Source organism: Lentzea guizhouensis, from assembly GCF_001701025.1.
Lineage (GTDB): Bacteria > Actinomycetota > Actinomycetes > Mycobacteriales > Pseudonocardiaceae > Lentzea > Lentzea guizhouensis.
On sequence record NZ_CP016793.1, the window covers coordinates 5,007,258 to 5,030,092 of the forward strand.

24 protein-coding genes and 1 pseudogene are annotated in these 22,835 nt (G+C 71.1%); 22 read left to right on the top strand and 3 right to left on the bottom strand.

What is annotated here, in order from left to right; translation table 11 throughout:
* Positions 1-84 precede the first annotated feature (84 nt).
* From BBK82_RS24760 to BBK82_RS24770, 3 genes are read left to right on the top strand one after another with little or no spacing between them, the layout of a single operon-like run.
* Complete coding sequence (locus BBK82_RS24760; protein WP_065921327.1) at positions 85-1,767, top strand: CTP synthase; 1,683 nt, start codon at positions 85-87, stop codon at positions 1,765-1,767.
* A complete protein-coding gene (locus tag BBK82_RS24765; RefSeq protein ID WP_065917143.1) occupies positions 1,764-2,381 on the top strand; it encodes an NUDIX domain-containing protein in 618 nt (205 codons plus the stop codon). Before BBK82_RS24760 ends, BBK82_RS24765 begins: the two co-directional genes overlap by 4 nt.
* A gap of 10 nt (positions 2,382-2,391) precedes the next feature.
* Complete coding sequence (locus BBK82_RS24770; protein WP_065917144.1) at positions 2,392-2,787, top strand: DUF2752 domain-containing protein; 396 nt, start codon at positions 2,392-2,394, stop codon at positions 2,785-2,787.
* A 76-nt stretch (positions 2,788-2,863) separates the two neighbouring features.
* Here BBK82_RS24770 and BBK82_RS24775 read toward each other — a convergent pair whose 3' ends face one another.
* Entirely contained in the window at positions 2,864-3,475 is a 612-nt protein-coding gene (locus tag BBK82_RS24775; protein ID WP_065917145.1) for an NINE protein, read from the bottom strand.
* Between the two features lie 53 nt (positions 3,476-3,528).
* Between BBK82_RS24775 and ald the strand changes: the two genes are divergently transcribed.
* The 11 genes and pseudogenes from ald (at position 3,529) to BBK82_RS24830 (ending at position 12,637) form a co-directional block, all read left to right on the top strand.
* Positions 3,529-4,602: an alanine dehydrogenase gene (gene ald, locus BBK82_RS24780; RefSeq protein ID WP_065917146.1), complete on the top strand. Its 1,074-nt coding sequence runs from the start codon at positions 3,529-3,531 to the stop codon at positions 4,600-4,602.
* 5 nt (positions 4,603-4,607) lie between these two features.
* Positions 4,608-5,483, top strand: a complete 876-nt coding sequence (xerD, locus tag BBK82_RS24785) for a site-specific tyrosine recombinase XerD (RefSeq protein WP_065921328.1) — start codon at positions 4,608-4,610, stop codon at positions 5,481-5,483.
* A 24-nt stretch (positions 5,484-5,507) separates the two neighbouring features.
* Entirely contained in the window at positions 5,508-5,837 is a 330-nt protein-coding gene (locus tag BBK82_RS24790; RefSeq protein WP_053736748.1) for an ArsR/SmtB family transcription factor, read from the top strand.
* A gap of 101 nt (positions 5,838-5,938) precedes the next feature.
* Positions 5,939-6,862, top strand: coding sequence for a ParA family protein (locus BBK82_RS24795; RefSeq protein ID WP_065917147.1), 924 nt, complete (start codon positions 5,939-5,941; stop codon positions 6,860-6,862).
* Positions 6,859-7,206 carry a hypothetical protein gene (locus BBK82_RS24800; protein ID WP_065917148.1) on the top strand — a complete coding sequence of 116 codons (348 nt, stop codon included), beginning with the start codon at positions 6,859-6,861 and terminating at the stop codon, positions 7,204-7,206. The genes BBK82_RS24795 and BBK82_RS24800 overlap by 4 nt, the downstream gene beginning before the upstream one ends.
* Positions 7,203-8,030, top strand: coding sequence for a segregation and condensation protein A (locus tag BBK82_RS24805; protein ID WP_065917149.1), 828 nt, complete (start codon positions 7,203-7,205; stop codon positions 8,028-8,030). The genes BBK82_RS24800 and BBK82_RS24805 overlap by 4 nt, the downstream gene beginning before the upstream one ends.
* Positions 8,027-9,091 carry an SMC-Scp complex subunit ScpB gene (scpB, locus tag BBK82_RS24810; protein WP_083268126.1) on the top strand — a complete coding sequence of 355 codons (1,065 nt, stop codon included), beginning with the start codon at positions 8,027-8,029 and terminating at the stop codon, positions 9,089-9,091. The genes BBK82_RS24805 and scpB overlap by 4 nt, the downstream gene beginning before the upstream one ends.
* The gene (locus BBK82_RS24815) at positions 9,084-9,818 is read left to right on the top strand and encodes a pseudouridine synthase (RefSeq protein WP_065917150.1); all 735 of its coding nucleotides are present in this window, start codon (positions 9,084-9,086) and stop codon (positions 9,816-9,818) included. Before scpB ends, BBK82_RS24815 begins: the two co-directional genes overlap by 8 nt.
* Before the next feature lie 64 nt (positions 9,819-9,882).
* Positions 9,883-11,178: pseudogene (locus BBK82_RS56340) on the top strand (nSTAND1 domain-containing NTPase); the annotation flags it as partial.
* Positions 11,179-11,495: 317 nt separating this feature from the next.
* Positions 11,496-11,807: a hypothetical protein gene (locus BBK82_RS24825; RefSeq protein WP_065917152.1), complete on the top strand. Its 312-nt coding sequence runs from the start codon at positions 11,496-11,498 to the stop codon at positions 11,805-11,807.
* Positions 11,804-12,637: a WD40 repeat domain-containing protein gene (locus BBK82_RS24830; protein WP_154697478.1), complete on the top strand. Its 834-nt coding sequence runs from the start codon at positions 11,804-11,806 to the stop codon at positions 12,635-12,637. The genes BBK82_RS24825 and BBK82_RS24830 overlap by 4 nt, the downstream gene beginning before the upstream one ends.
* A gap of 18 nt (positions 12,638-12,655) precedes the next feature.
* Here the strand turns inward: BBK82_RS24830 and BBK82_RS24835 are convergent, their stop codons facing one another.
* On the bottom strand, positions 12,656-12,889 hold the full coding sequence (locus BBK82_RS24835; protein ID WP_065917154.1) for a hypothetical protein: 234 nt from the start codon (positions 12,887-12,889) through the stop codon (positions 12,656-12,658).
* 273 nt (positions 12,890-13,162) lie between these two features.
* Here BBK82_RS24835 and BBK82_RS24840 point away from each other — a divergent pair, with 273 nt between their 5' ends.
* From BBK82_RS24840 to BBK82_RS24875, 8 genes are all read left to right on the top strand, one after another.
* On the top strand, positions 13,163-15,298 hold the full coding sequence (locus BBK82_RS24840) for an nSTAND1 domain-containing NTPase (protein ID WP_065917155.1): 2,136 nt from the start codon (positions 13,163-13,165) through the stop codon (positions 15,296-15,298).
* 29 nt (positions 15,299-15,327) lie between these two features.
* Positions 15,328-15,564, top strand: a complete 237-nt coding sequence (locus BBK82_RS24845) for a hypothetical protein (protein ID WP_065917156.1) — start codon at positions 15,328-15,330, stop codon at positions 15,562-15,564.
* 46 nt (positions 15,565-15,610) lie between these two features.
* Positions 15,611-15,865 (top strand): WD40 repeat domain-containing protein, encoded by a 255-nt coding sequence (locus tag BBK82_RS24850; protein WP_065917157.1) that lies wholly within the window; start codon positions 15,611-15,613, stop codon positions 15,863-15,865.
* Between the two features lie 224 nt (positions 15,866-16,089).
* Positions 16,090-18,834, top strand: a complete 2,745-nt coding sequence (locus BBK82_RS24855; RefSeq protein WP_065917158.1) for a helix-turn-helix domain-containing protein — start codon at positions 16,090-16,092, stop codon at positions 18,832-18,834.
* An 81-nt stretch (positions 18,835-18,915) separates the two neighbouring features.
* A complete protein-coding gene (locus BBK82_RS24860; protein WP_065917159.1) occupies positions 18,916-19,659 on the top strand; it encodes an ABC transporter permease in 744 nt (247 codons plus the stop codon).
* Positions 19,656-20,423, top strand: coding sequence for an ABC transporter permease (locus tag BBK82_RS24865; RefSeq protein ID WP_065921330.1), 768 nt, complete (start codon positions 19,656-19,658; stop codon positions 20,421-20,423). The genes BBK82_RS24860 and BBK82_RS24865 overlap by 4 nt, the downstream gene beginning before the upstream one ends.
* The gene (locus BBK82_RS24870) at positions 20,407-21,204 is read left to right on the top strand and encodes an ABC transporter ATP-binding protein (protein ID WP_065917160.1); all 798 of its coding nucleotides are present in this window, start codon (positions 20,407-20,409) and stop codon (positions 21,202-21,204) included. The genes BBK82_RS24865 and BBK82_RS24870 overlap by 17 nt, the downstream gene beginning before the upstream one ends.
* 28 nt (positions 21,205-21,232) lie before the next feature.
* Entirely contained in the window at positions 21,233-21,646 is a 414-nt protein-coding gene (locus tag BBK82_RS24875; RefSeq protein WP_065917161.1) for a DUF5956 family protein, read from the top strand.
* A 361-nt stretch (positions 21,647-22,007) separates the two neighbouring features.
* Here BBK82_RS24875 and BBK82_RS24880 read toward each other — a convergent pair whose 3' ends face one another.
* Positions 22,008-22,751 (bottom strand): IniB N-terminal domain-containing protein, encoded by a 744-nt coding sequence (locus BBK82_RS24880; RefSeq protein ID WP_065917162.1) that lies wholly within the window; start codon positions 22,749-22,751, stop codon positions 22,008-22,010.
* Between the last annotated feature and the right edge of the window lie 84 nt (positions 22,752-22,835).

The following is a 22,835-nucleotide window of genomic DNA, read 5'->3' on the forward strand; positions in this document are numbered from 1 at the left end:
GTGCGCTGAGTGACCGGCGGCGTGTTAGCGTTAGGGCCCGTGGACGGGGGACTTTCCCCCACGATTTTCACGGGAGCCCCGTTGGTGCAGCAGGCACGTACGACCAAGCACGTCTTCGTCACAGGAGGCGTCGCGTCCTCCCTGGGCAAGGGGCTCACCGCCTCCAGCCTCGGCCAGTTGCTCACCTCGCGCGGCCTGCGGGTGACGATGCAGAAGCTCGACCCGTACCTCAACGTGGACCCCGGCACGATGAACCCGTTCCAGCACGGCGAGGTCTTCGTGACCGACGACGGCGCCGAGACGGACCTCGACATCGGCCACTACGAGCGGTTCCTCGCGCGTGACCTCAGCGGCGACGCGAACGTCACCACCGGCCAGGTCTACTCCGAGGTGATCGCCAAGGAGCGGCGCGGCGAGTACCTGGGCGACACGGTCCAGGTCATCCCGCACATCACCGACGAGATCAAGCGCCGGATCCGGGCGATGGCCGAGCCCGGCGCCGACGGCGTGGTGCCCGACGTGGTGATCACCGAGGTCGGTGGCACGGTCGGTGACATCGAGTCGCTGCCCTTCCTGGAGGCCTGCCGCCAGGTCCGCCACGACGTGGGCCGCGACAACGTCTTCTTCCTGCACGTCTCGCTGGTGCCGTACCTGGCGCCGTCCGGTGAGCTCAAGACCAAGCCGACCCAGCACTCCGTGGCGGCGCTGCGCAACATCGGCATCCAGCCCGACGCGATCGTGTGCCGCGCGGACCGCGAGATCCCGGACTCGCTCAAGCGCAAGATCGGCCTGATGTGCGACGTCGACACCGACGCCGTCGTGGCCGCCGTGGACGCGCCGTCGATCTACGACATCCCGAAGGTGCTGCACGCCGAGGGGCTGGACGCCTACGTGGTGCGCCGCCTCGACCTGCCGTTCCGCGACGTCGACTGGACGGTGTGGGGCGACCTGCTGCAGCGCGTGCACAATCCGTCCGAGACGGTGCGGATCGCGCTCGTCGGCAAGTACGTCGACCTGCCGGACGCCTACCTGTCGGTCACCGAGGCCCTGCGCGCGGGCGGGTTCGCCCACCACGCCAAGGTCGAGATCAAGTGGGTGCCGTCGGACGAGTGCCAGACGCCCGAGGGTGCTGCGCGCGCGTTGTCCGGCATGGACGCCGTGCTGATCCCCGGCGGTTTCGGTGTGCGCGGCATCGAGGGCAAGATCGGTGCGCTCAAGTACACCCGCACCCGCGGTGTGCCGACGCTGGGCCTGTGCCTCGGCCTGCAGTGCATGGTGATCGAGGCCGCGCGCAACCTCGCGGGCATCGAGGACGCGAACTCCAGCGAGTTCGAAGAGGGCGGCACGCCGGTCATCTCCACGATGGCCGACCAGCAGGACGTCGTGTCCGGCCAGCGCGACATGGGCGGCACGATGCGCCTGGGCGCGTACGTCGCGAAGCTGGCGCCGGGTTCCGTGGTCGCGTCCGCGTACGGGACGACCGAGGTCTCCGAACGGCACCGGCACCGGTACGAGGTCAACAACGCCTACCGCGGCAAGCTCGCCGACGCCGGCCTGGTGTTCTCCGGCCTCTCGCCGGACGGCCGCCTGGTCGAGTTCGTCGAGCTGCCCGCCGACGTGCACCCGTTCTACGCGGCCACGCAGGCGCACCCGGAGCTCAAGTCCCGTCCCACGAAGCCGCACCCGCTGTTCGCGGCGTTCGTGAAGGCCGCGATCGACTACCGCGTGGCCGACCGCCTCCCGCTGACCGCGGGGGCGGCGAAGTGACGCGTCACGACTTCCGGACCGTCGCCAGCGAGGACCTGCACGTCGGCCGCATCCTGGCGCTGCGCGTCGACGAGGTCGAGATGCCCGGCGGCGGCACCGCCAAGCGCGAGATCGTCGAGCACACCGGCGCCGTCGCGGTGGTCGCGGTCTCCGACTCCGGCGAGGTGACGCTGGTCCACCAGTACCGGCACGCACTCGGCAGGCACCTGTGGGAGCTGCCCGCGGGCCTGCTCGACCACGACGGCGAGCCGCCCGTGACCGGCGCGCGCCGCGAGCTGGTCGAGGAGGTCGGCCTGGACGCCACCGAGTGGCACGTGCTGGTCGACGTGGCCGCCTCGCCGGGCTTCACCGACGAGGTCGTGCGGGTGTTCCTCGCCCGCGGGCTGACCGAGGTGGACCGCGACGTGCAGGGCGACGAGGAGGCGGACCTGGAGGTCCACCGCTTCGGGCTCGACGAGGCCGTGCGGATGGTGCTGGCCGGCGACATCGTGAACGCCTCGTCCGTGGCCGGCCTGCTGGCCGCCCGCGAGGTCTTGGAGGGCCGGGCCGAGCCGCGTCCCGCCGACGCCCCGTTCCGCGACAAGCCGACCCGGTTCCCGGCGCGCAAGAAGTAAGGTCTGTTCCGTGAAGACGCTGAGGGGCGCCCTGTGGAGGTTGCGGGCGCCCCTCAGCGTGCTCGCGTTGGGTGGCGCGGGTGCCGTGGTGCTGCTGTTCGCCGACCCGAACCAGCCGGACAACCTGCTGCCGAAATGCCCCTTCAAGTGGCTCACCGGGCTGGACTGCCCCGGTTGCGGCATGACGCGCATGGCACACGCACTGCTGCACGGTGATGTCGTGGCGGCGTGGAACTTCAACGCCGCCATGCTCGTCGTCGGGGTGCCGTTCTTCGTGTGGCTGTTCGCGCGGTGGATCCGTGCGTCGTGGACGGGCCAGCCCCGGCAGATCCCGAAACTGGTGCCGGGGCTGGTGATCGCCTTCGCGCTCGTGTGGGGGGTCGGCCGCAACCTGGCGGGCATCTGACCCCTGTTCTTCAGCGTCTGCAAGTACCACCGACTTGAGGTTGGTGGTACTTGCAGACGCCGTCAGGACAACGTGGTCAGCCGCGCAGCGGGCGGCCTTCCGAGTCCGTGCCGCCGTTGACCAGGATGATGATCCCGTCGACCAGCGCCCAGATCCCGCACCCGCCGCAGGTCAGCAGCTGCGCGACCGCGATGCCCGTGTCGCCCATGTAGAAGCGGCCCACGCCGAACTGGCCGAGGAACAGCTGCAGCACACCCGCGGCGATCTTCGACTTGTCCGAGTACGGGACGCCGGTGACCGGGTCGTAGCCGTAGGGGGCACCGGGAACGCCGGTGTAGCCCATGCCGGGAAGCGGCGGCTGCGCGTACTGCGGCTGCGCGTACTGCTGCGGCTGAGGGCCGGTGTACTGCTGCTGCGGCGGTGCATAGGGCTGCGTCGGCATGGGCGGCGGCACGGCGGCGAACGGCACCGAAGGCGGCGCGAGGAACGGCGGGTGCGGCTGCGGCAGGTCGCGGAAGAGCTCGGCGAGCTCGCTGTACGACTGGGCGTTCGAGGCGCGGTTGACCCTGTCCTGGTACTCGGAGATGTCGAGCCGCGCGAGCGCGAAGTGGTCGTTGAGCGCGGTGATCGCCTCTTCGCGCTGCTGGTTGCCGATGCGCTGTTGCTCTGGCCCGAAAGGTTGTGACACGGCTGCGCACGTTATCCGATGCAGGAGATCGATTCGCGGAATACGCTGCGACGATGCTGGTCGGTGTCCCAAAGGAGATCAAGAACCACGAGTACCGGGTGGCCATCACGCCCGCCGGGGTGGTCGAGCTGGTCCGCCGCGGGCACGAGGTCCTCGTCGAGCGCGACGCGGGTGCCGGGTCGTCGTTCCCCGACCACGAGCTCACGGCGGCCGGCGCGCGGATCGCGGCCACCGCGGACGAGGTGTGGGCCCAGGCCGACCTGGTGCTGAAGGTCAAGGAACCGGTCGAGCCCGAGTACCACCGGATGCGCCGCGACCAGGTGCTCTTCACCTACCTGCACCTCGCCGCCTCGCCGGCGTGCACCAGGGCGATCGCCGACGCCGGGATCACCGCCGTCGCCTACGAGACGGTGCAGCTGCCGGACGGGTCGTTGCCGTTGCTGGCGCCGATGAGCGAGATCGCGGGGCGGATGGCGGCCCAGGTCGGCGCCCACTGCCTGGAACGCGCGCAGGGTGGCCGGGGCGTGCTGCTCGGGGGCGCTCCCGGTGTCGCGGCGGGCAAGGTCGCGGTGATCGGCGCGGGTGTGGCCGGCATGAACGCGGCGACGATGGCGGTCGGCATGCAGGCCGAGGTCGTGGTGCTGGACAACAACGTCAACCGGTTGCGGCAGATCGACTTCACCTACCGCGGGCACCTGCAGACGATCGCCTCCAACGCCTACGAGGTCGAGAAGGCCTGCCGCTGGGCCGACCTGGTGATCGGCGCGGTGCTCGTGCCCGGTGCCCGCGCGCCGAAGCTCGTGAGCAACGAACTGGTGTCCCGGATGCGTTCCGGGAGCGTGCTGGTGGACATCGCGATCGATCAAGGCGGCTGTTTCGAGGACTCGCGGCCGACGACACACGACGACCCGACCTACCGCGTGCACGACTCCGTGTTCTACTGCGTCGCGAACATGCCGGGTGCTGTGCCGAACACGTCGACCTACGCGCTGACGAACGTGACACTGCCGTACGTGATCGCGTTGGCGGACAAGGGTTTTGAGCGTGCGGTGGCGGAGGACCCGGCGTTGGCCAAGGGCGTCAACGCGCGCAGGGGAGAGATCGTGCTGGAAGGACTGGCGTGGTAGCAGAGCTGGTGGCGAGCTATCTCGACCACCTCGCCGTGGAACGCGGCACCGCACGCAACACGCTGGACTCCTACACACGCGACCTGCGCCGGTACACCGAGCACCTGGAGTCGCTCGGGATCACGGATCTGGCCGCGGTGACCGAGTTGCAGGTCAGCGAGTTCCTGGCGGCGCTGCGCGAGAGCGGTTTGGCCGCTTCGTCCGCGGCGCGCACATTGGTTGCGGTGCGCGGACTTCATCGATTCGCACACCGTGAAGGCGTGGTGCCCCATGACGTCGCACGGGCCGTGCACCCGCCACAGCCGCCGAAGAGGCTGCCGAAAGCCTTGCCGGTCAACGATGTGCTGATGTTGCTCGACACCGTGGGGAACCTCAGGGACAAGGCGCTGCTGGAACTGCTGTACTCCACGGGAGCGCGAATCTCCGAGGTCGTCGGGCTCGACGTGGACGACATCGACGCGGCCGAGCGGACCGTGCTGCTCGACGGCAAGGGCGGCAAGCAGCGGCTGGTTCCGGTGGGGCGTCCGGCGTTGGCGGCGGTCGACGCGTACCTGGTTCGGGCGCGTCCCGCGTTGGCGGCCAAGGGACGTGGCACGCCCGCGTTGTTCTTGAACGCGCGCGGCGGACGGCTCTCCCGGCAGAGCGCGTGGACCGTCTTGAAGACCGCCGCGGAGGAGGCCGGCATCACCGCCGCGGTGTCCCCTCACACGTTGCGGCATTCGTTCGCCACCCATCTGCTCGAAGGGGGTGCTGACGTTCGGGTGGTGCAAGAACTTCTCGGGCACGCATCGGTTACGACCACTCAGGTGTACACACTGGTAACCGTTACGACTTTGAGGGAGGTCTACGCAACTGCACACCCTCGGGCCACTGGAACATGAGGCTTCCACGGGTACGGTGGGCAGGTGCCGAACTTGGACGAGCCGTCCCCACAGGCCATTGACCTAGCCGCTGTGCTGCACGCGCTGAGCGACCCGACGAGGCTCGCGGTCGTTCGCCAGATCCAGTCGAGCGGGGAGAGGCTGTGCGGGGCCTTCGAGGTCGACGTCGCCAAATCGACCCTGTCACAGCACCTGCGCGTGCTGCGGGAAGCGGGCATCACCCGGACCCGCTGCCGCGGCAACCAGCGCTGGGTGTCGCTGCGCCGCGATGACCTGGACCTTCTCTTCCCGGGTCTGCTCGACGTGGTGCTGACAGCCGCGGACCGCCGCACACGTTCGGATGTTCCGGCCTAACTGAGTCTTGACAACACACGGCGAGGCGCGTTGCCGCTCGCACGGGTGCGGCCTAGGCTGCGCCCCGAGAGACGACTACGACCAGTGAGGGACCGCCAGCCATGTCGACACCGGAGCACGCTTTCGCGCCCCGTGCCGATCTGAGCCTGGCTCCGCACGCCGCGCCGGTGGACGACGTCGCCCAGGAACCGGTCGACGGCATCGGCCCGACCGGTCGCACGCGTCGCCACATCGCCGACCCGCCGCCGCTGCTGCACCACGGCCCGGCGAAGATCCTCGCGGTGTGCAACCAGAAGGGCGGCGTCGGCAAGACGACGACGACCATCAACCTGGGCGCGGCGCTGGCCGAGTACGGCAGACGGGTGCTGCTCGTCGACTTCGACCCGCAGGGCGCGCTGTCGGTGGGTCTCGGCGTGCACCCGCACCAGCTGGAAACCACGATCTACAACGTCATCATGGAGAACGACACCGCCGTTCCCGACGTCATCCGCAAGACCATGGTCGACGACATGGACCTGCTGCCGAGCAACATCGACCTGTCCGCGGCCGAGATCCAGCTCGTCTCCGAGGTGGGCCGCGAACACACGCTCGTGCGCACGTTACGCCCCGTCATCGACTACTACGACTACGTGCTGGTCGACTGCCAGCCCTCGCTCGGCCTGCTCACGGTGAACGCCCTCGCGGCCGCGGACGGTGTGCTGATCCCGCTGGAGTGCGAGTTCTTCTCGCTGCGCGGGGTGGCGCTGCTCATCGACACCATCGAGAAGGTCAAGGAACGGTTGAACCCCAAGCTCACCATCACCGGCATCCTCGCCACGATGTACGACCCCCGCACCCTGCACTCGCGCGAGGTCATGGCGCGCGTCGTGGAGGCGTTCGGCGACATCGTGTTCGACTCGGTCATCAACCGCACGGTGCGCTTCCCGGAGACCACCGTGGCCGGTGAGCCGATCACCCGGTGGGCCCCGCGTTCCTCCGGTGCCAACGCCTACCGCGCGCTGGCCCGCGAGGTGATCGCCCGGTGACCCGTCGCCCCTCCTTGCCGGGCGCGGCCGAGCTGTTCCGGTTGACCGCCGCGCCCGCGTCCGCTCCTGCTCCGGTTCCGGCTCCGGAAGGGGTGTCGTCCGCCGAGTCCGCACCGCGGCCCCGGCGTGGCACCGGCCGCACCAAGCACACCACGAAGATCACGGTCTACGTGTCCGACGAGGAGCTGCTCGCCCTGGAACAGGCGCGGCTGTCGTTGCGCGCGTCGCACTCGCTGGCCGTCGACCGCGGCCGGGTGGTGCGCGAGGCGATCGCGATCGTGCTGGACGACCTGGAGGCGCACGGTGACGCGTCGTTGCTGGTACGCAGGTTGCGCGAGCAGTGACCGAGGGAACACCTGTCGCTGAGGTCGTGGACGACGGCAAGTTCAAGGTCCGCCTGACGAACTTCGAGGGCCCGTTCGACCTCCTGCTCCAACTCATCTCCCAGCACACCCTCGACGTGACCGAGGTGGCGCTGCACCAGGTCACCGACGACTTCATCGCGCACATCCGCGCGATGGGCTCGAACTGGGACCTCGACGAGACCACCGAGTTCCTGGTCATCGCCGCGACGCTGCTGGACCTGAAGGCGGCACGGCTGCTGCCCTCCGGCGACGTCGAGGACGAGGACGACCTGGCCCTGCTGGAGGCGCGCGACCTGCTGTTCGCGCGACTGCTGCAGTACCGGGCCTACAAGCAGGTCGCGGCGCTGTTCGCCGAGCTCGAACAGGGCGCCTTCCGCCGCTACCCGCGCTCGGTGTCGCTGGAACCGCGCTTCGAGGGCCTGCTGCCCGAGGTGATGCTCGGCGTCACCCCCGACAGGTTCGCCCTGATCGCCGCGGCCGCCTTCCGCCCCAAGCCGAAGCGCACCCTGTCGACCGCGCACGTCCACCAGCACCGCGTCTCGATCCGGGAGACGGCCGACGAGCTGCGGGCGTTGCTGATCGAGCGCGGCACGGCGTCGTTCACGGAGATCGTCGCCGACTGCACCGAGACGATGCAGGTGGTCGCCCGCTTCCTGGCGCTGCTGGAGCTGTACCGGGAGAAGTCGCTCGCCTTCGAGCAGGAGGACCCGCTCGGACCGCTGCAGGTGACGTGGGTGGGCGGCACGTTGGAGGAAGCGCAGGCCGCCGCACCGGCAGGCGACGAGGACGAGGACTACGCATGAGCGACCCAGTGGTCGGACCGGACGCGGCGGAGGTCGAGAGGCCGGGGCCGGCGTTCGACGGAGACGGGGCGGACGAGTCCGTCGAGGGTGGTGGCCAGGCAGCCGCGGACTACGACGCGGCGGCTGCGGCACTGGCCGCGAAGTGGGGAGCCGCGCCCGCCAAGGCTGCGTCGGGCGTTGCGCCTGCCGAGCCCGCCGAGTCGACGCCGAGTGCTGCCGAGCCCGAGGCCGCGGCGGTCCCCCCGGTTTCCAGTCCATCGGCCGGCACCGACGAAAACGGCACGTCAGAGGCCGCCCCTGTGGACGACTCCGCCGCCGAGCCCGAGCCGGAGCCCGCCGCCGAGCCCGCCGCTGAGCCCGATGTGAAGCCTGAGCCGGACCCCGCCCCCGAGCCGGAGCCCGTCGAACCCGAGTCGGAGCCCGCAGACCAAGCCGACTCCGCCGACGCCGCCACCCTCGAAGCCCAGCTCCTCTCCGCAGCCCCCGAAGAGCAGATCGAGGACTCCGGCCTCCCCGACCTCACCGACGACGCCGAGCTCGACGGGGCGCTGGAGTCCGTGCTGCTCGTCGTCGACAGCCCGATCGGCGAGGACCAGCTCAGCAGTGCCCTCGAGCAGCCGATTAAGCGAATCAAGCAGGCACTCCGTAGACTCTCCACCCGGTACACCGAGTCCGGCAGTGGCATCGACCTGCGCAGGGCGGGGGACGGCTGGCGGTTCTACACGCGGGACCGGTTCGCCCCGTTCGTGGAGAAGTTGCTGCTCGACGGCCAGCGCGCGAAACTCACCCGCGCGGCCTTGGAGACGCTCGCGGTGATCGCCTACCGGCAGCCTGTGACGAGGGCGCGGATCGCGGCGGTTCGCGGGGTCAACGTGGACGGGGTGATCCGGACCCTTGTGGCGAGGGGGCTCATCGAGGAGACGGGCACCGACAGCGACACGGGTGGGATCTTGTACCGCACTACCGAACTGTTCCTGGAGCGGTTGGGGTTGTCGTCGTTGAACGACCTGCCGCCAATCGCCCCGCTGCTGCCCGAAGTGGATGCGATCGACGATGTCTGAGAACGAGGGCGTGCGCCTGCAGAAGGTGCTCGCGCAGGCGGGGATCGCCTCGCGCCGTGCTTCGGAGGAGCTGATCGACCAGGGGCGGGTGCAGGTCGACGGCGAGGTGGTGCGCGAGCAGGGGCGGCGGATCGACCCCGAGACCGCTGTCGTGCACGTCGACGGGGTGCGGGTGCAGATCCGCGAGGACGTCGTCACGATCGCGCTGAACAAGCCGTACGGGATGCTCTCCACGATGGAGGACGACCAGGGCCGGCCCTGTGTCGGTGACCTGGTGCGCAACCGCAAGGAGCGGTTGTTCCACGTCGGGCGGCTCGACGCGGAGACCGAGGGGTTGCTGCTGCTCACCAACGACGGTGAGCTGGCGCACCGGTTGATGCACCCGAGCTACCACGTCAAGAAGACCTACCTGGCCGAGGTGCCGGGGCCGGTCGAGCGGGGGCTCGGCAAGAAGCTCAAGGCCGGGGTCGAGCTCGACGACGGCCCGGTCAAGGTCGACTCGTTCAAGCTGGTCACGGCGGTGCCGGGCAAGGCGCTGGTCGAGATCGTGGTGCACGAGGGCCGCAAGCACATCGTCCGCCGCCTGATGGAGCACGTCGGGTACCCGATCGAGTCGCTGGTGCGCACCGCGGTCGGTGACGTGCTGCTCGGCAACCAGCGGCCCGGTTCCATGCGCGTGCTCAACCGCCAGGAGGTCGGCGGGCTGTACAAGATCGTCGGGCTGTAGCGGGCATTTCGGTCTCCCCGGCTGGCCACACGGTGTAGACACGTGGTCACAGGGGGAGACCACCATGCCTCGTGCAGAACGGCCCTTGGACGCCGTCGACACCGAACTGGGCAGGTTCGCCGCCGATCTCCGCAGGTTGCGGGACGAGGCCGGCAAGCCCGCCTACCGCGCGCTGGCCGCCAAGGCGCACTACTCGGCCGCCACGCTGTCCGACGCGGCCGGTGGGCGCAAGCTGCCCTCGCTCGCCGTCGCCCTCGCCTACGTCAAGGCGTGCGGCGGCGACCCGGTCGAGTGGGAACGGCGGTGGCGGGCCATCGCCTCGCCGCCGGAGCCGACGACCGGTGCGGCGCCGTACGTGGGGCTCCAGGCGTTCCAGCCGGAGGACGCCGACCGCTTCTTCGGGCGCGAGCAGCTCACCGCGAAGCTCGTCGACCTGGTCGGGCGCCGCTCGTTCGTCGGCGTGTTCGGGCCGTCGGGCTGCGGCAAGTCGTCGCTGCTGCGCGCCGGTCTGCTGCCGCGGCTCGACCACGCGCTGGTCCTCACGCCCGGTGTGCACCCGGCCGACGAGTGCGCGATCCGGCTCGCCCAGCTCACCGGCGGGTCCGCGGTGGCGCTGCGACGAGAGCTCGCCGACCCCGCCGCCCTGGGACTGCGGATCCGCCAGCACGACGCGCGCCTCGTGCTGGTCGTCGACCAGTTCGAGGAGGTCTTCACGCTCGCCGGGCCGGAGCAGCGCGACTGGTTCGTGCCGGCCCTCGTGCGGTCGCCGCACGTCGTCATCGGCGTCCGCGCGGACTTCTACGGCCACCTCGCCAGGCACCCCGAACTGGTCGAGGCGATCGAGGGCGGCCAGTTCCTGGTCGGCCCGATGACCGGTGACGAGCTGCGCCGCGCCATCACCGAACCCGCCCGCCACGCCGGTGCCACCGTCGAGACCGCGCTGGTCAGCAGGCTGATCGCGGACGTCGCCGGCGAGGCGGCCGCGTTGCCGCTCGTGCAGCACGCGCTGGCGGAGACCTGGCAACGCCGCCGCGGCATGACCGTCACACTGGCCGGCTACGAGGAGGTCGGCGGCGTCGAGCACGCCATCGCCCGCACCGCCGAGTCCGTCTACGCCGAGCTCTCCCCGGCGCAGCGGCAGACCGCGCGGCACGTCTTCCTGCGCCTCATCGCACTCGGCGAGGGGACCGAGGACACCAAGCGCCGCGCCCTGCGCGCCGGTCTCGACCCCGCGGTGCTCGACCGGCTCGCCACCGCGCGTCTCGTCACGCTGTCCACGCAGCACGTCGAGCTCACGCACGAGGCGCTCATCCGCTCGTGGCCGCGGCTGCGCGACTGGGTCGCCGCCGACCGCAACACCCTGCGCGTGCACCACCAGCTCACCGAGGCCGCCGCCGACTGGGACGGCCAGGACCGCGACGTCCTCTACAAGGGCGTCCGGCTGGCGCAGGCGGCCGAGCTGGACCCGGACTCGCTCACCGAGTCCGAGCACGCCTTCCTGCGGGCGAGCCGAGCTGACGACCGGCGCCGTGACCGCCTCGCACGCACGGTCGTCGTCGTCCTGTCGGTGCTCGTGGTGCTGCTCGCGGGCACGGTGGTGTTCGCCGTGGCCAAGTCCCAGGAGGCGGCGAACCGCAGCGAGGCCGCCGAGGCGGCGGCGGCCGCGGCCCAGGCCCGGTGGCTGCTCAACTCGGCGCGCTGGAGCAGGGCGCGATCCGGCTCGCGCTGGCCGCGTACACGGTGGCCCAGACCGACGCGACCCGCGACGTCCTGCTCAGCGCCGACGCGCTCGTGCGCCGCGACCTGCCCGCCGCCCGGGGCCGTCCGACCCGGTTCGCCAAGGTCGACGGCGGCCGGTTCTTCGTGCGCACCGCGGACGGTGCCGAGGGCGCGGCCGTACCGCCGGTACGGCCGGCACCGAGCTGTGGGACCTGCGGGCCGGCCGGACGGAGCCGCACCTGGCGTTGCCCGGCCGCCCGCTGCGGATGAGCGAGGACGACCAGCGTGTGGTCGTGGCCGGTGCCCAGGGCGCCGAGCTGCTCGACGTGTCCGACCCCGCGCGCCCGTTCAAGGTCGCGGACCTGCCCGTCTCCAGCTTCACCGCCACCACGAACGCCCGCCTCGACGTGCTCGCCGACCTCGTGCCGGACGCCCGCAGGGGACGGGCGCCGAAGGTCTGGCTCCTCGACGGCGGCGGCTGGCGCGAGGTCGCGGTGCCCGGCGACCGGGAGGCGATCGGCGTGCGGCTGTCACCGGACGGCCGCACGCTCGCGGTGAAACGGCTCGACGGCTTCTGGGAGCTGTGGCGGCTCGAGGGCGACCAGGCCCGCCTGATGAGCGAGACGGTGATGGGCGTCTGGCAGACCGCCTACGAGTTCAGCGGGGACGGCAGGTTCCTGATCCAGGCCGGGTCGGACCTCGCCACCGCGGAGGTCTGGGACGTCTCCGACCCGGCGACCCCCGTCCTCTGGGCCGACTTCCCGCTGCCGTCGGCCAACGACACCACGCTGGTCGAGTTCTCCGCCGACAGCCGCCACGTGCTGGTCGCCTCCGACCGCGGCGCGCACGTGTGGGACCTGAGGCGGCAGCACCGGCCGGAGCGGATCGCCGCGTTCGAGGCCTTCCCGGAGGACATCACCGCCGTCGACCACTGGCCGGCGACCGGCGAGTTCGCCGTGGTGGTCCGCGGCGAGACCGTCTGGCCGTTGCGCACGGACCCCGACCAGGTCGTGAAGGACCAGTGCCGCGGCTATGCGTCGTTGTCGGCGTCGGAATGGGCGACCTACTTCCCGGACATGGGTCAGGTCGAGGTGTGCTGAGACCGTCTGCCGAGGGGGTCAGTCGCCGCAGGGCAGGCCGAGGCAGCTCGCGTTGACGTGCATGGGCCTGGGGTCGTCGCGCAGGTGGCCGCGGTACCAGCCGTCACCGGCCCACGCCTCGACGAAGAAGCGGGTGCCTTCCGGGATGAAGCGGAGCGGTTCGCCCGGCCACGTCACGTGCACGCCCCGGGCGATCTCGCAGACCATGCGGGCCGGTGCTCCCGGTACCGCGGTCGCGGAGTCGATGGACACGTCAGATCTCCCTCGTCGATGCCGGTTTCCCGTGACCGGCTGGTTCGAATGTAGGGACGATCGCGTTGTCCAGCTTCGTTCCACACCGATGGACAACGTGGAGTTAACAAGGGTTTAGCCGTGGGGTGGAATCTGGTGCCACCCCACGGCGACACCCGGCACCGGTTCGGGGCGCGAGCACCGGGGTTCTTCCCCGCCGGCCGACGTTAGGTCGAACGGGTTGTTCACGGTCACGCGTTGGCCGCTGAACAAAGTTCTCTGAACAATGACGGGGTGCCGAGACGGGAACGCCCTCTCGACGAGGGCGAGAGCGGGCTCCTGCAGTTCGCCGCGGACCTCCGCAGGCTGCGGGAGCGGGCCGGCGGCCCCACCTACCGGGAGCTGAGCCGGCGGGCGCACTACTCGGCGGCGGCGTTGTCGGAGGCGGCGGGCGGGCGCAAGCTGCCGAGCCTCGCGGTGACGAGGGCGTACGCGAAGGCCTGCGCGGCCGACCCGGACGAGTGGGAGCTGCGGTGGCGTGCCGTCGCCGAGACGCAGCCGCAGGCGAGCGGGGACAGCCCGTACGTCGGGCTCAAGGCGTTCGAACCCGGCGACGCGCCGAAGTTCTTCGGCCGGGAGCGGCTCACGGTCGAGCTGCTGACGACGAAGAACCGGTTCACCGGTGTGTTCGGACCGTCCGGGGTGGGCAAGTCGTCGTTGCTGAAAGCCGGTCTGGTCGCGCGCACGGACGGCCCGGTGCTGTTGTTCACGCCCGGCGCGCACCCGCGGGAGGAGTGCGCGATCGCGCTGGCACGGCTCACCGGTGAGGACGCGGTGGAGCTCGCCGGCGAGCTGGAGGACCCCGGCAGGCTGGCGGAGAAGCACGGCGGGCTCGTCGTCGTGGACCAGTTCGAAGAGCTGTTCACGTTGTGCCGCGACGAAGCACATCGAGCGTGGCTCATCAGTGCGCTCATCGGGTGCGGCAAGGTCGTCATCGGCACGCGCGCCGACTACTACGGCCACTGCGCGCAGTACCCGGAGCTGGTGGAGGCGCTGCGGTCCAGCCAGGTCATGGTCGGCGCGATGACGCCGGACGAGCTGCGGCTCGCGATCACCGAACCCGCGGCCCACGTCGGCGCCAAGGTGGAGACCGCGTTGCTGGCCAGGCTGATGGCCGACGCCGTGGGCCAGGCCGCCGTTCTCCCGCTGCTGTCGCACGCGCTCGCCGAGACCTGGCAGCACCGGCGGGGCATGACGCTCACGCTCGCCGGTTATGAAGAGGTCGGCGGGCTCGAGCACGCCGTCGCCCGCACGGCCCAGGACCTGCTGGCCGGTCTCGCCACCGAGGAGCAGGTCAAGCGCGTGCTGCTGCGGCTCGTGACCGCCGAGAACACCAAACGCCGCGCCCACCGCGACGAGCTCGAAGCCGACGAGCACGTGCTGGCCGCCCTGGCCGCCGCCCGGCTGGTCGTGCTCGACCGCGACGGTGTCGAGCTCGCGCACGAGGCGTTGATCCGCAGCTGGCCCGCGTTGCACGGCTGGGTCGAGGAGAACCGGGAGAACATCAAGGCGCAGCGCGAGATCACCGACGCCACCGCGACGTGGGAGGCGCTCGACCGCGACGCCGGGGTGCTGTTCCGCGGCCGCCGGCTCGCGAACGTCCCCGCCGAGCTCGCGCTGAACTCCCGCGAGCGCGCGTTCCTGGCGGCGAGCCGGGCCGCGGAGGACGAGGTCACGACCAGTGCGCGAAGACGCAACCGGCGGCAGCGCCAGCTGCTGGCCGTGCTGGTCGCGTTGCTGGTGGTCGCCGCGAGCTCGACGGTGTTCGCCTTGCAGGCCACCAGGAACGCCGAGGAGCAGCGCACCACGACCGCCGTGCTCAAGGCGGTCACCGAGGCCGCCGCGTTGCGCCAGGACAACCCGGCGCTGGCCCAGCAGCTGGCGTTGGCCGCCTACCAGCTGGTGCCGCTCCCGCAGGCCCGCAACGCCCTGCGCCAGGAGGACGTGCCGGCGCAGACCCTGCGCGCGGCGGACGCCGAGGTCACCGCGCTGGTCGTCGGCCCGACACAGCAGCAGGTCGCGACCGGCCACCGCGACGGCGAGGTCGTGCTGACCACGCTCGACGACCTGCCGGCCCCGCGCACGTCGTACGAGGCCACCCGGCACGACGGCCCGGTCACCGCGATGGCCGTGGACCCGGCGGGCGGCCTGCTCGCCTCGGTGGGCGAGGACGGCTCCGTGCACCTCGTCGACATCTCCCTCGGCAAACCGCGCGACCTGGGTCCCCTGCCCGCCCGCGCCACCGCGGTCGCCTGGCGGAGCAGCACCCTGGTGACGACCGACCTCGACGGCGCGCTGAGCTTCTGGACCGGCCTGCGGGACGGTCGCCCCGCCTGCTCGCCACCGCCCAGCCCGGCCTCGGCCCGCTGACCGCGCTCTCGTTCCGCGCCGACGGCCGCGTGCTCGCCGCCGTCACCACCGGCCGCGCCGTGCACCTGCTCGACACCGCCGACCCGCGCCGTCGTCCCGCTCTCGCTCACCACGGAGTTCGCCGGCCGCGCCAGTTCGCCGGCGACGACCTGCTGATGACCACCAACCGCACCGCCGTCCACCTCTGGGACGCGGCCGACGCCCGCACCCCGGTCCTGCGCGCCGTGATCCGTCCGGCGGCGGCGAGGTCACCGGCACCTGGCTGAGCACGGGCGGCCTCGCGGTGGCGACCGACGACGGCCTGGTCCGGCTGTGGCAGCTCGGCGCGGGGAGCCGGTCGAGGTGGCCCTGCTGCGGGGGCACGCGGGCCCGGTGCACGCGGTCGGCCTCACGCCGAAGGGCGACGAGGTGGTGACCGGTGGGGCGGACCGGGCGGTGCGGTTGTGGAACGTCGACCTGCGCGACCCGGCGGTCCGCATCTGCGAGCAGGCGGTCCCGCGGATGACCGGAACCGAGTGGGACCGCTACTTCGCCGGCCTCGACTTCGCCCCGCCGTGCCGCGACTGACCGCTTCTCGACTGTCACGCGGGAGTCCCGCGTGCCCCTCAGGGGAACGCGGGACTCCCGCGTGACCGAAGTGTCCGGGTGCGACGGTGAGCCACCGGCTGATAACGGTGTGGAGTCCCCGTTCGTGTGACGTTCGCGCGTCGGCGAACATCCGGGTCATGACCGGTTAGCGTGGTGTTGGACGCCAGGCGAACCTCTGGTGGACAATCCGGCCGGGAGGCGGCATGCCACGAGGGGAACGACCGCTGGGGCCGGAGGACACCGCACTGCTCCGGTTCGCCGGTGACCTGCGCAGACTTCGTGACCACGCGGGCAAACCGAGCTACCGGGAGCTCGCGCGGCTGGCGAACTACTCGCCCACGGCCCTGTCCGACGCGGCGGGCGGGCGGAAGCTGCCGTCGCTCGCGTTGACCCTGGCGTTCGTGCGCGCCTGTGATGGTGACCCCCAGGAGTGGACGAAGCGGTGGCGGGAGCTCGCGGCCGAGCAGGTCTCGCCGTTGCAGCCCAGTGCGCCGTACGTGGGCACCGCGCCGTTCCACGAGAAGGACGTCAAGAAGTACTTCGGGCGTGAGGCACTCGTCGAGCAGGTGCTGGCCCACGACAAGCCGTTCACCGCGGTGTTCGGGCCCTCCGGTTCCGGGCGCACCTCCCTGCTCGAGGCCGGTCTGCTCCCCGCGCTCGACCACGCCGTGGTCATCACCCCCGCGAACGCCCCCGCCGGCCGTCCGCTCGACGCGCTGGCCGCCGCCCTCGCCGGCCTCTTCGACACCACCGCGGCGCAGCTCGCCGCCGAGCTCGCGGCCGACCCGGACCACCTGCGGCTGCGCGTCCGGCAGCACTGCCCCGGCCTCGTCCTGCTCGTCGACGACTTCGAGCGAGCCCTCGACGCCGACGACTTCATCGCCGCGCTCACCGGCTGCCCGCGCGTCGTGGTCGCCGTCCGCGCCGACTTCCGGCACAGCGTCGAACGGCACCCCGTGCTCGCGAAGATGCTCCCCGGCAACGAGGTCACCATCGAGGCGATGACCCCGGAGGAGCTGCGCCGCGCGGTCACCGAGCCCGCCGCCCAGCTCGGCGTGTCGGTCGAGACGGCACTCGTCGCGCGGCTGGTGGCGGACGTGGCCGGGCAGCAGGCGCTGCCGTTCGTGTCGCAGGCGTTGATCGAGACGTGGCGGCGCAAGCGGGGCATGACGCTCTCGCTCGCCGGCTACGAGGAGTCCGGCGGCATCGGGCACGTCATGGCGCAGACGGCCGAGGCGTTCTTCACCGCGCTGGACGCCGCCGGCCAGCAGGCCGCCCGCAAGGTGTTCCTGCGGTTGATCTCCATGCAGCGCAACGGGGTGCTGCAGCGCAAGACGTGCCAGATCGACGTCGAGCCGCGGCTGCTCGACCTGCTCACCCGCACCAGGCTCGTCACGCTGGGCGCGGACGGCGTGGAGCTCGCCCACGACGCGGTGCTGCGGTGGCCGCGGCTGCGCGGGTGGATCGACGAGGAGAGCGACAACCTCCGCACGCACCAGCAGCTCGTCACCGCGATGGAACTGTGGGAGTCGAGCGACCGCGACCCCGGCGCGCTCTACCGCGGTGCCCGGCTGCGCAAGGCCCGCGAGCTCGGCGACTTCCTGACCGCGCCGGAACGCCGGTTCGTCGAGCTGAGCGCCAAACGGGAGACCCGCCGCTCGGTGGCGTTGATCTCGGTCGCGGCCGTGCTCGCGGCGCTGGTGCCCGGCAGCGTGATCTACGCGCTCACCAACGAGCAGCGCATCACCCAGCTCACCGACGAGGCGTTCGGGCGGCAGGCGATGGCCGAGTCGACCGCGTTGATGGAGCAGGGCAAGCCGTTCGCGGACAGGTTCGCGCTCGTCGGGTACAAGGTGGCGCCGTCGCCGGACGCCGAGAGGACCCTGCGGCTGGCGAACGCGTGGAACCGCCGGATCGGCTTCACCGGCACCCCCGCGGAGAACGCCAGGGTGCTGACCGGGCCGCGCGGCGAGCTGGCCGCGGTGCGCGACAGCGACGGCACCGACCGGATGTGGCGCGTCGACGAGGTCGACCCGGTGCCGGGCGAGCGGTTCCCGGCCGGGCACCAGGTGACCCACCTCGCCGAGCGCAGGGCCATCACCCAGGACGCCGCCGGGCAGCAGTACCTGTGGTCGGTCACCGACCACACCAGGATGAGCCTGCTCCACCGGCTGCCGGACGGCTTCCGCGCGCAGGACCTCAGCGCGGACGGCTCGCGGGTCGTCGGCTACCACGACGACGCCGACCCCGGCCTGCTCAACCCGAACACCCGCGGCCGCGCCATCCTGCTGGACCTCGCCGACGGCCGGGCGCCGGTGGAGATCCAGATGCCGATGCGCAGCCCGGACGGCGTCGGGCTGAGCAGGGACGGCCGCGAGCTCGCCACCGCGTTGCAGGACCGGGCCGGCGGCACGACCACGGTCAGCCAGTGGCGGATCGGCGCGACGCTGGAGCCCGCCGCGCAGTCGCTGGTGCGCCCCGGCCTGATCAACAAGCTCACCTACAGCCCCGACGGGCGCTGGCTCGCGGGCGAGCACACCCCGGAGTCGGCCGTCGAGGTGTGGCAGCTGGTGCCGGACGGCTCACCGGTGCCCACCGCCACGCTGTCGACCACGGTGCCCAGCGGCGCCTGGGTCAGCTTCGGCACCGACGACCGCATCGCCGTGGTGCGCGCCCAGACCTTCGAGGTGTACCGGCTCTACCCCGGCGGCAGGCAACCCGACCGGCTCGCCTCGGTCACCGGGCACGGTGGGTCGGTCTACGCGACCTACCGGCCGGCGCACGACGACTTCCTCGTCCGCAGCGGGGGCACCGATCCGCAGCTGCTGCGCTACGAGCTCGACGCGAGCCGCATCAAGCGCGAGATGTGCGCGGAGGGGCGCGCGAGGCTCACCGACTCCGAATGGGTGAAGAGCTTCGGCGAAGCGGAGCGCGTGGAGGTCTGCTGACTGCCGCGCAAGTGCAGTAAACACCCTGGAGTTGCCTCGACACGCATTGTGGTTGAGTGATCAACTCTCTAGGGTGACCGAGTGCGTGCGTTCACAAGGGGACTCCTCGGCATCGCCGGGTTCCTCGCGCTCTGGGAGCTCTTAGGACGCTCTCCCCTCATCCCAGCGGAAGCCCTCCCACCACCGTCCGTCGTGTTCGGAGAGCTGGTCGCCCAGCTGGTCGACCCCGTCTTCCTGAGCCACGTCGTGGCAACGGTGCTGGCGCTGCTGATCGCCATCGCGGCCGCCATCGCCATCGCGGTACCGAGTGGACTCGTGCTCGGCAGTGTCCCCGCCGTGCGCCACGCGACCCGCGCGGTCGTGGAGTTCCTGCGCCCGATCCCTTCCGTGGCACTGATTCCGCTCGCGCTGGTGATCCTCGGGTTCGGCCCGGAAACGAAGATCGCGCTCGCGGTGTACGCCGCGGTGTGGCCGATCTTGTTCAACACCATCTACGCGCTCGACGAGCTCGACCCGTTGCAGGTCGAGACGGCCAGGGTCTTCGGCACCGGCCGCGTCGGCGTGCTGTTCCGGGTGGCGCTGCCGAGCGCGCTGCCGTTCGTCCTCACCGGAATCCGGCTCGCGGCCACGACCGCGTTGATCGTGATGGTGAGCGTCGAGCTGATGGCCGGTGCCGACATCGGGCTCGGCTACTTCATCATGGAGGCCCGCAGCGGTCCCGGCCGGATGGACCAGGTCCTGGCCGGCACGGTGGTCGCGGGCACGATCGGTGTCCTGCTCAACAACGGTCTCGAGCGCGTGCGGCGCCGGTGGGTGGCCTGGTGAACCGATTTCTTCAACGGTGGACCGTGTTCGCCGGTCTTGTCGCCGTGTGGCAGGTCCTGGGCTGGCTCGCGGACGACCCGTTCTTCCCGCCGCCCTCCGAGATCCTGACCGCCGCCTACGAGTGGTGGGTGGTCGAGCCGGAGAACTTCACCGAGCACGTTGTACCGTCGGTGACCAGGTTGCTGTCGGGCTGGGCGATCGCCAGCGTGATCGGGGTGTCGCTGGGCCTGCTGCTCGGCCGTTCCGACCGGGCGATGGAGTACGCGGGGCCGCTGCTGGTGTTCCTGCGTTCGATCCCGCCGCCCGCGCTGGTGCCGGTGTTCCTGCTGCTGTTCAAGGCGGGCACCTCGATGCAGCTCGCGACGATCGTGTTCGGCGTGGTGTGGCCGGTGCTGCTCAACAGCGTCGACGGCGCGCGCTCGGTCGACGTGACCAAAGTGGACACTTCGGCGGTGTTCCGGATCCCGCGCTGGCAGTGGGTGCTCGGCGTGGTGCTGCCGGCCGCCTCTCCCAAGATCTTCGCGGGCCTGCGGGTCTCGCTCTCCCTCTCCCTGGTGCTGATGGTGATCTCCGAGCTGGTGGGCACCGACAACGGCATCGGGTCGCAACTCATGCAGGCACAGCGCGAGTTCGACTACACGCGCATGTGGGCCGGGATCGTCCTGCTGGGCGTGCTCGGCTACGGACTCAACACCGCGTTGCTCGCGGTGGAACGCAGGGCTTTGGCTTGGCAACCGAGGAGTCGTGATGAGCAACATGCTTGAGGTGGCCGACCTAGGCCACACCTACGGCGACTACGAAGCCATTGGGGGGCTGTCGTTCACCGTGCGCGCCGGCGAGCTCGTGTGCGTGGTCGGTCCCTCTGGCTGCGGCAAGTCGACCCTGCTGCGCACCATCTCCGGCCTGATCGAACCGTCGCGCGGGGACGTGTCCCTGAAGGGCTCGCACCTCGCGGTCGTGTTCCAGGACTACTCGCGGTCGCTCTTCCCGTGGCTGACCGTGCAGGGCAACGTGGAGTTCCCGCTGCGCGCGCTGCCGCGTGCCGAGCGCCGGGCACGTGCGGCGGAGGCGCTGGAGTGGGTGGGGCTGGGCAAGGCCGCGAAGAAGCGGCCGTGGCAGCTCTCCGGTGGCATGCAGCAGCGCGTCGCGATCGCGCGGGCGCTGGCGTACCGGCCGGCTCTGTTGCTGATGGACGAACCTTTCGCCTCTGTGGACGCGCAGACCCGCTTCGAGCTCGAGGACCTGCTGCTGAAGGTCCGCCGCGAGCACGACACGACCGTCCTGGTCGTCACGCACGACATCGACGAGTCGGTGTACCTGGGTGACCGCATCCTGGTCCTCTCCGGCTCTCCCGCCCGTCTCGTGGCCGATCTGGACGTTCCCCTGCCCGCCGAGCGCGACCAGGTGACGACCCGGACCGACGAGGCCTTCGTGGCGCTGCGTTCGCGGGTGGCCCGGCTGCTCAACGTCGGCAAGACCTCCCTGGACGTGGACAAGTGGGCCGCGGCCGAGCGCGAGTCGCTCAGCGAGACCGTCAGCTCCTGACCAGACCGCTCCTGACAGACTTCGCCGCGTGACCGACTGGAACCTGTTCCTCATCGTCGACGCGGAGCCGGAGGAGATCTCCTCGACGCCACCCGACCGCGTGGTGGCGTTGCAGGGCAGGAGGCTGCTTCCGTTGCCCGACAACGGATACCAGCTCCTGCTGGCGTGGGTCGCAGGCCCGCGCCGGGTCGTGCGCACCCCGGCTCCGCCGCACCCGGACTCCGACGTCGTCGACGCCTTCGTGAACTCCTACCTCGTCGAGGCCGGCGCTCCGCCGCGCCCAGGCGGGTTCCACTGGTACCTCGACCTCCCGGCCGATGTGGAGCCCGCCGACGTGTGGCGCCTGGTGGACGGCGGGTCCGAACGAGGGTCGCAGGTGGACCTCCGCCTTGTCCGCCAAGCGATGGAACGCGGTGTGGACACTTTGTACCACCGGGCGTGAGTGCAGAGCCCGACTGGGAAAACCTGGGAAAAGAATCTTGGTGCGGTAGAACCGATACAGAGGCCGAAAGTGGCGCAGAAAGAGGAGCTCCGGACCCGCCGCGGGTCCGGAACTCCTCTGCGTCGCACGGGGACGGACCTCCGGAAGGCCCGCCAGCCAACGAGAACGCCGTCTCCGTGCGAGGTGTGCGGGAGGGTGTCGCACAGCCTCTGAGCACCTCTTGGTCGCCTCTGAGTGCCTCTGAGAGCTCTTGAGTTGATGGCAGGCGCCCCCGCGCTCGGGGGCAGAGCAGCTGGGGGCACCTGCCGTCGTTCCACCCGTGACGTGCTGGTGGAGGCTCAGAGGCTCCGGTTCGGAAGGCTCAGAAGTGGATGTTGACGTCGTTGCCGTTGCCCAGGCCGCCGTCGAGCAGGTCGAGGTCACCGACGTTGCCGATGCTCAGGTCGCCGACGACCTGGCCGACCGAGTGGTGGATGTCGCCGACCTGGGCCACGTCCTGCACCACGTTGTCGGTCAGGTCCACGGCGTCCTTCACATCGAGGTCGAGGTTCGCGACGTCCTTGACCAGCACGTCCGTGTCCTTGAGGAGCACGTCGGTGTCGACGACGTCCTTCACGAGCACGTCGGTGTCGAGGTCCTTTACCAGCACGTCGGTGTTCACGACGTCCTTGACGTCCACGACGTCGGTGACCGTCGAGACGACGGGGTTCTCGGTGGCGATGTCGGTGACGTTCGTGACGACGTCGAGCGTCTTGGTCACGTCGCCGATGTTGCCGAAGTCGGTGACCAGCGCGGTCGCCGCGGTCGGCAGGCCGCCGACGCTCGCGACGTCGGTGATCGAGGTGATGCCCTCGAGGTTGCCGGTGACGAGCTTGAGCTGGTCAGCGGCACCGAGGTCGCCGGAGGTGGAGAGCACGTCGTCGAGGGCGTCGATCTTCGCGACGGACGCGGTGTCGAGCACCAGCGGGAGGATCTCCTGGATCTCGCCGGGGGTGATGTCGCCCAGACCGGCGGCCTCGAGCACGCCCTGCGGGTCCAGCTGGAACGCCTCGCGGGCGTCCAGGTCGCTCAGCAGGTTGAGGGTGAAGTCGTGCAGGGTGCTCATCGGGAACCAGGCTCCTGTGTGATGTTCGGGGGATGTCGGGTTGAACCGTATGGATCACCGACATCCCCCGGCATCGGGAGTTGG

Bases quoted from the DNA above. Each gene is read 5' to 3' on its own strand.
- BBK82_RS24870 (WP_065917160.1), top strand. From the start codon at position 20,407: ATGAGCAACATGCTTGAGGTGGCCGACCTAGGCCACACCTACGGCGAC.
- BBK82_RS24815 (WP_065917150.1), top strand. From the start codon at position 9,084: ATGTCTGAGAACGAGGGCGTGCGCCTGCAGAAGGTGCTCGCGCAGGCG.
- BBK82_RS24855 (WP_065917158.1), top strand. From the start codon at position 16,090: ATGCCACGAGGGGAACGACCGCTGGGGCCGGAGGACACCGCACTGCTC.
- scpB (WP_083268126.1), top strand. From the start codon at position 8,027: ATGAGCGACCCAGTGGTCGGACCGGACGCGGCGGAGGTCGAGAGGCCG.
- BBK82_RS24880 (WP_065917162.1), bottom strand. From the start codon at position 22,751: ATGAGCACCCTGCACGACTTCACCCTCAACCTGCTGAGCGACCTGGAC.
- ald (WP_065917146.1), top strand. From the start codon at position 3,529: ATGCTGGTCGGTGTCCCAAAGGAGATCAAGAACCACGAGTACCGGGTG.
- BBK82_RS24795 (WP_065917147.1), top strand. From the start codon at position 5,939: ATGTCGACACCGGAGCACGCTTTCGCGCCCCGTGCCGATCTGAGCCTG.
- BBK82_RS24830 (WP_154697478.1), top strand. From the start codon at position 11,804: ATGAGCGAGGACGACCAGCGTGTGGTCGTGGCCGGTGCCCAGGGCGCC.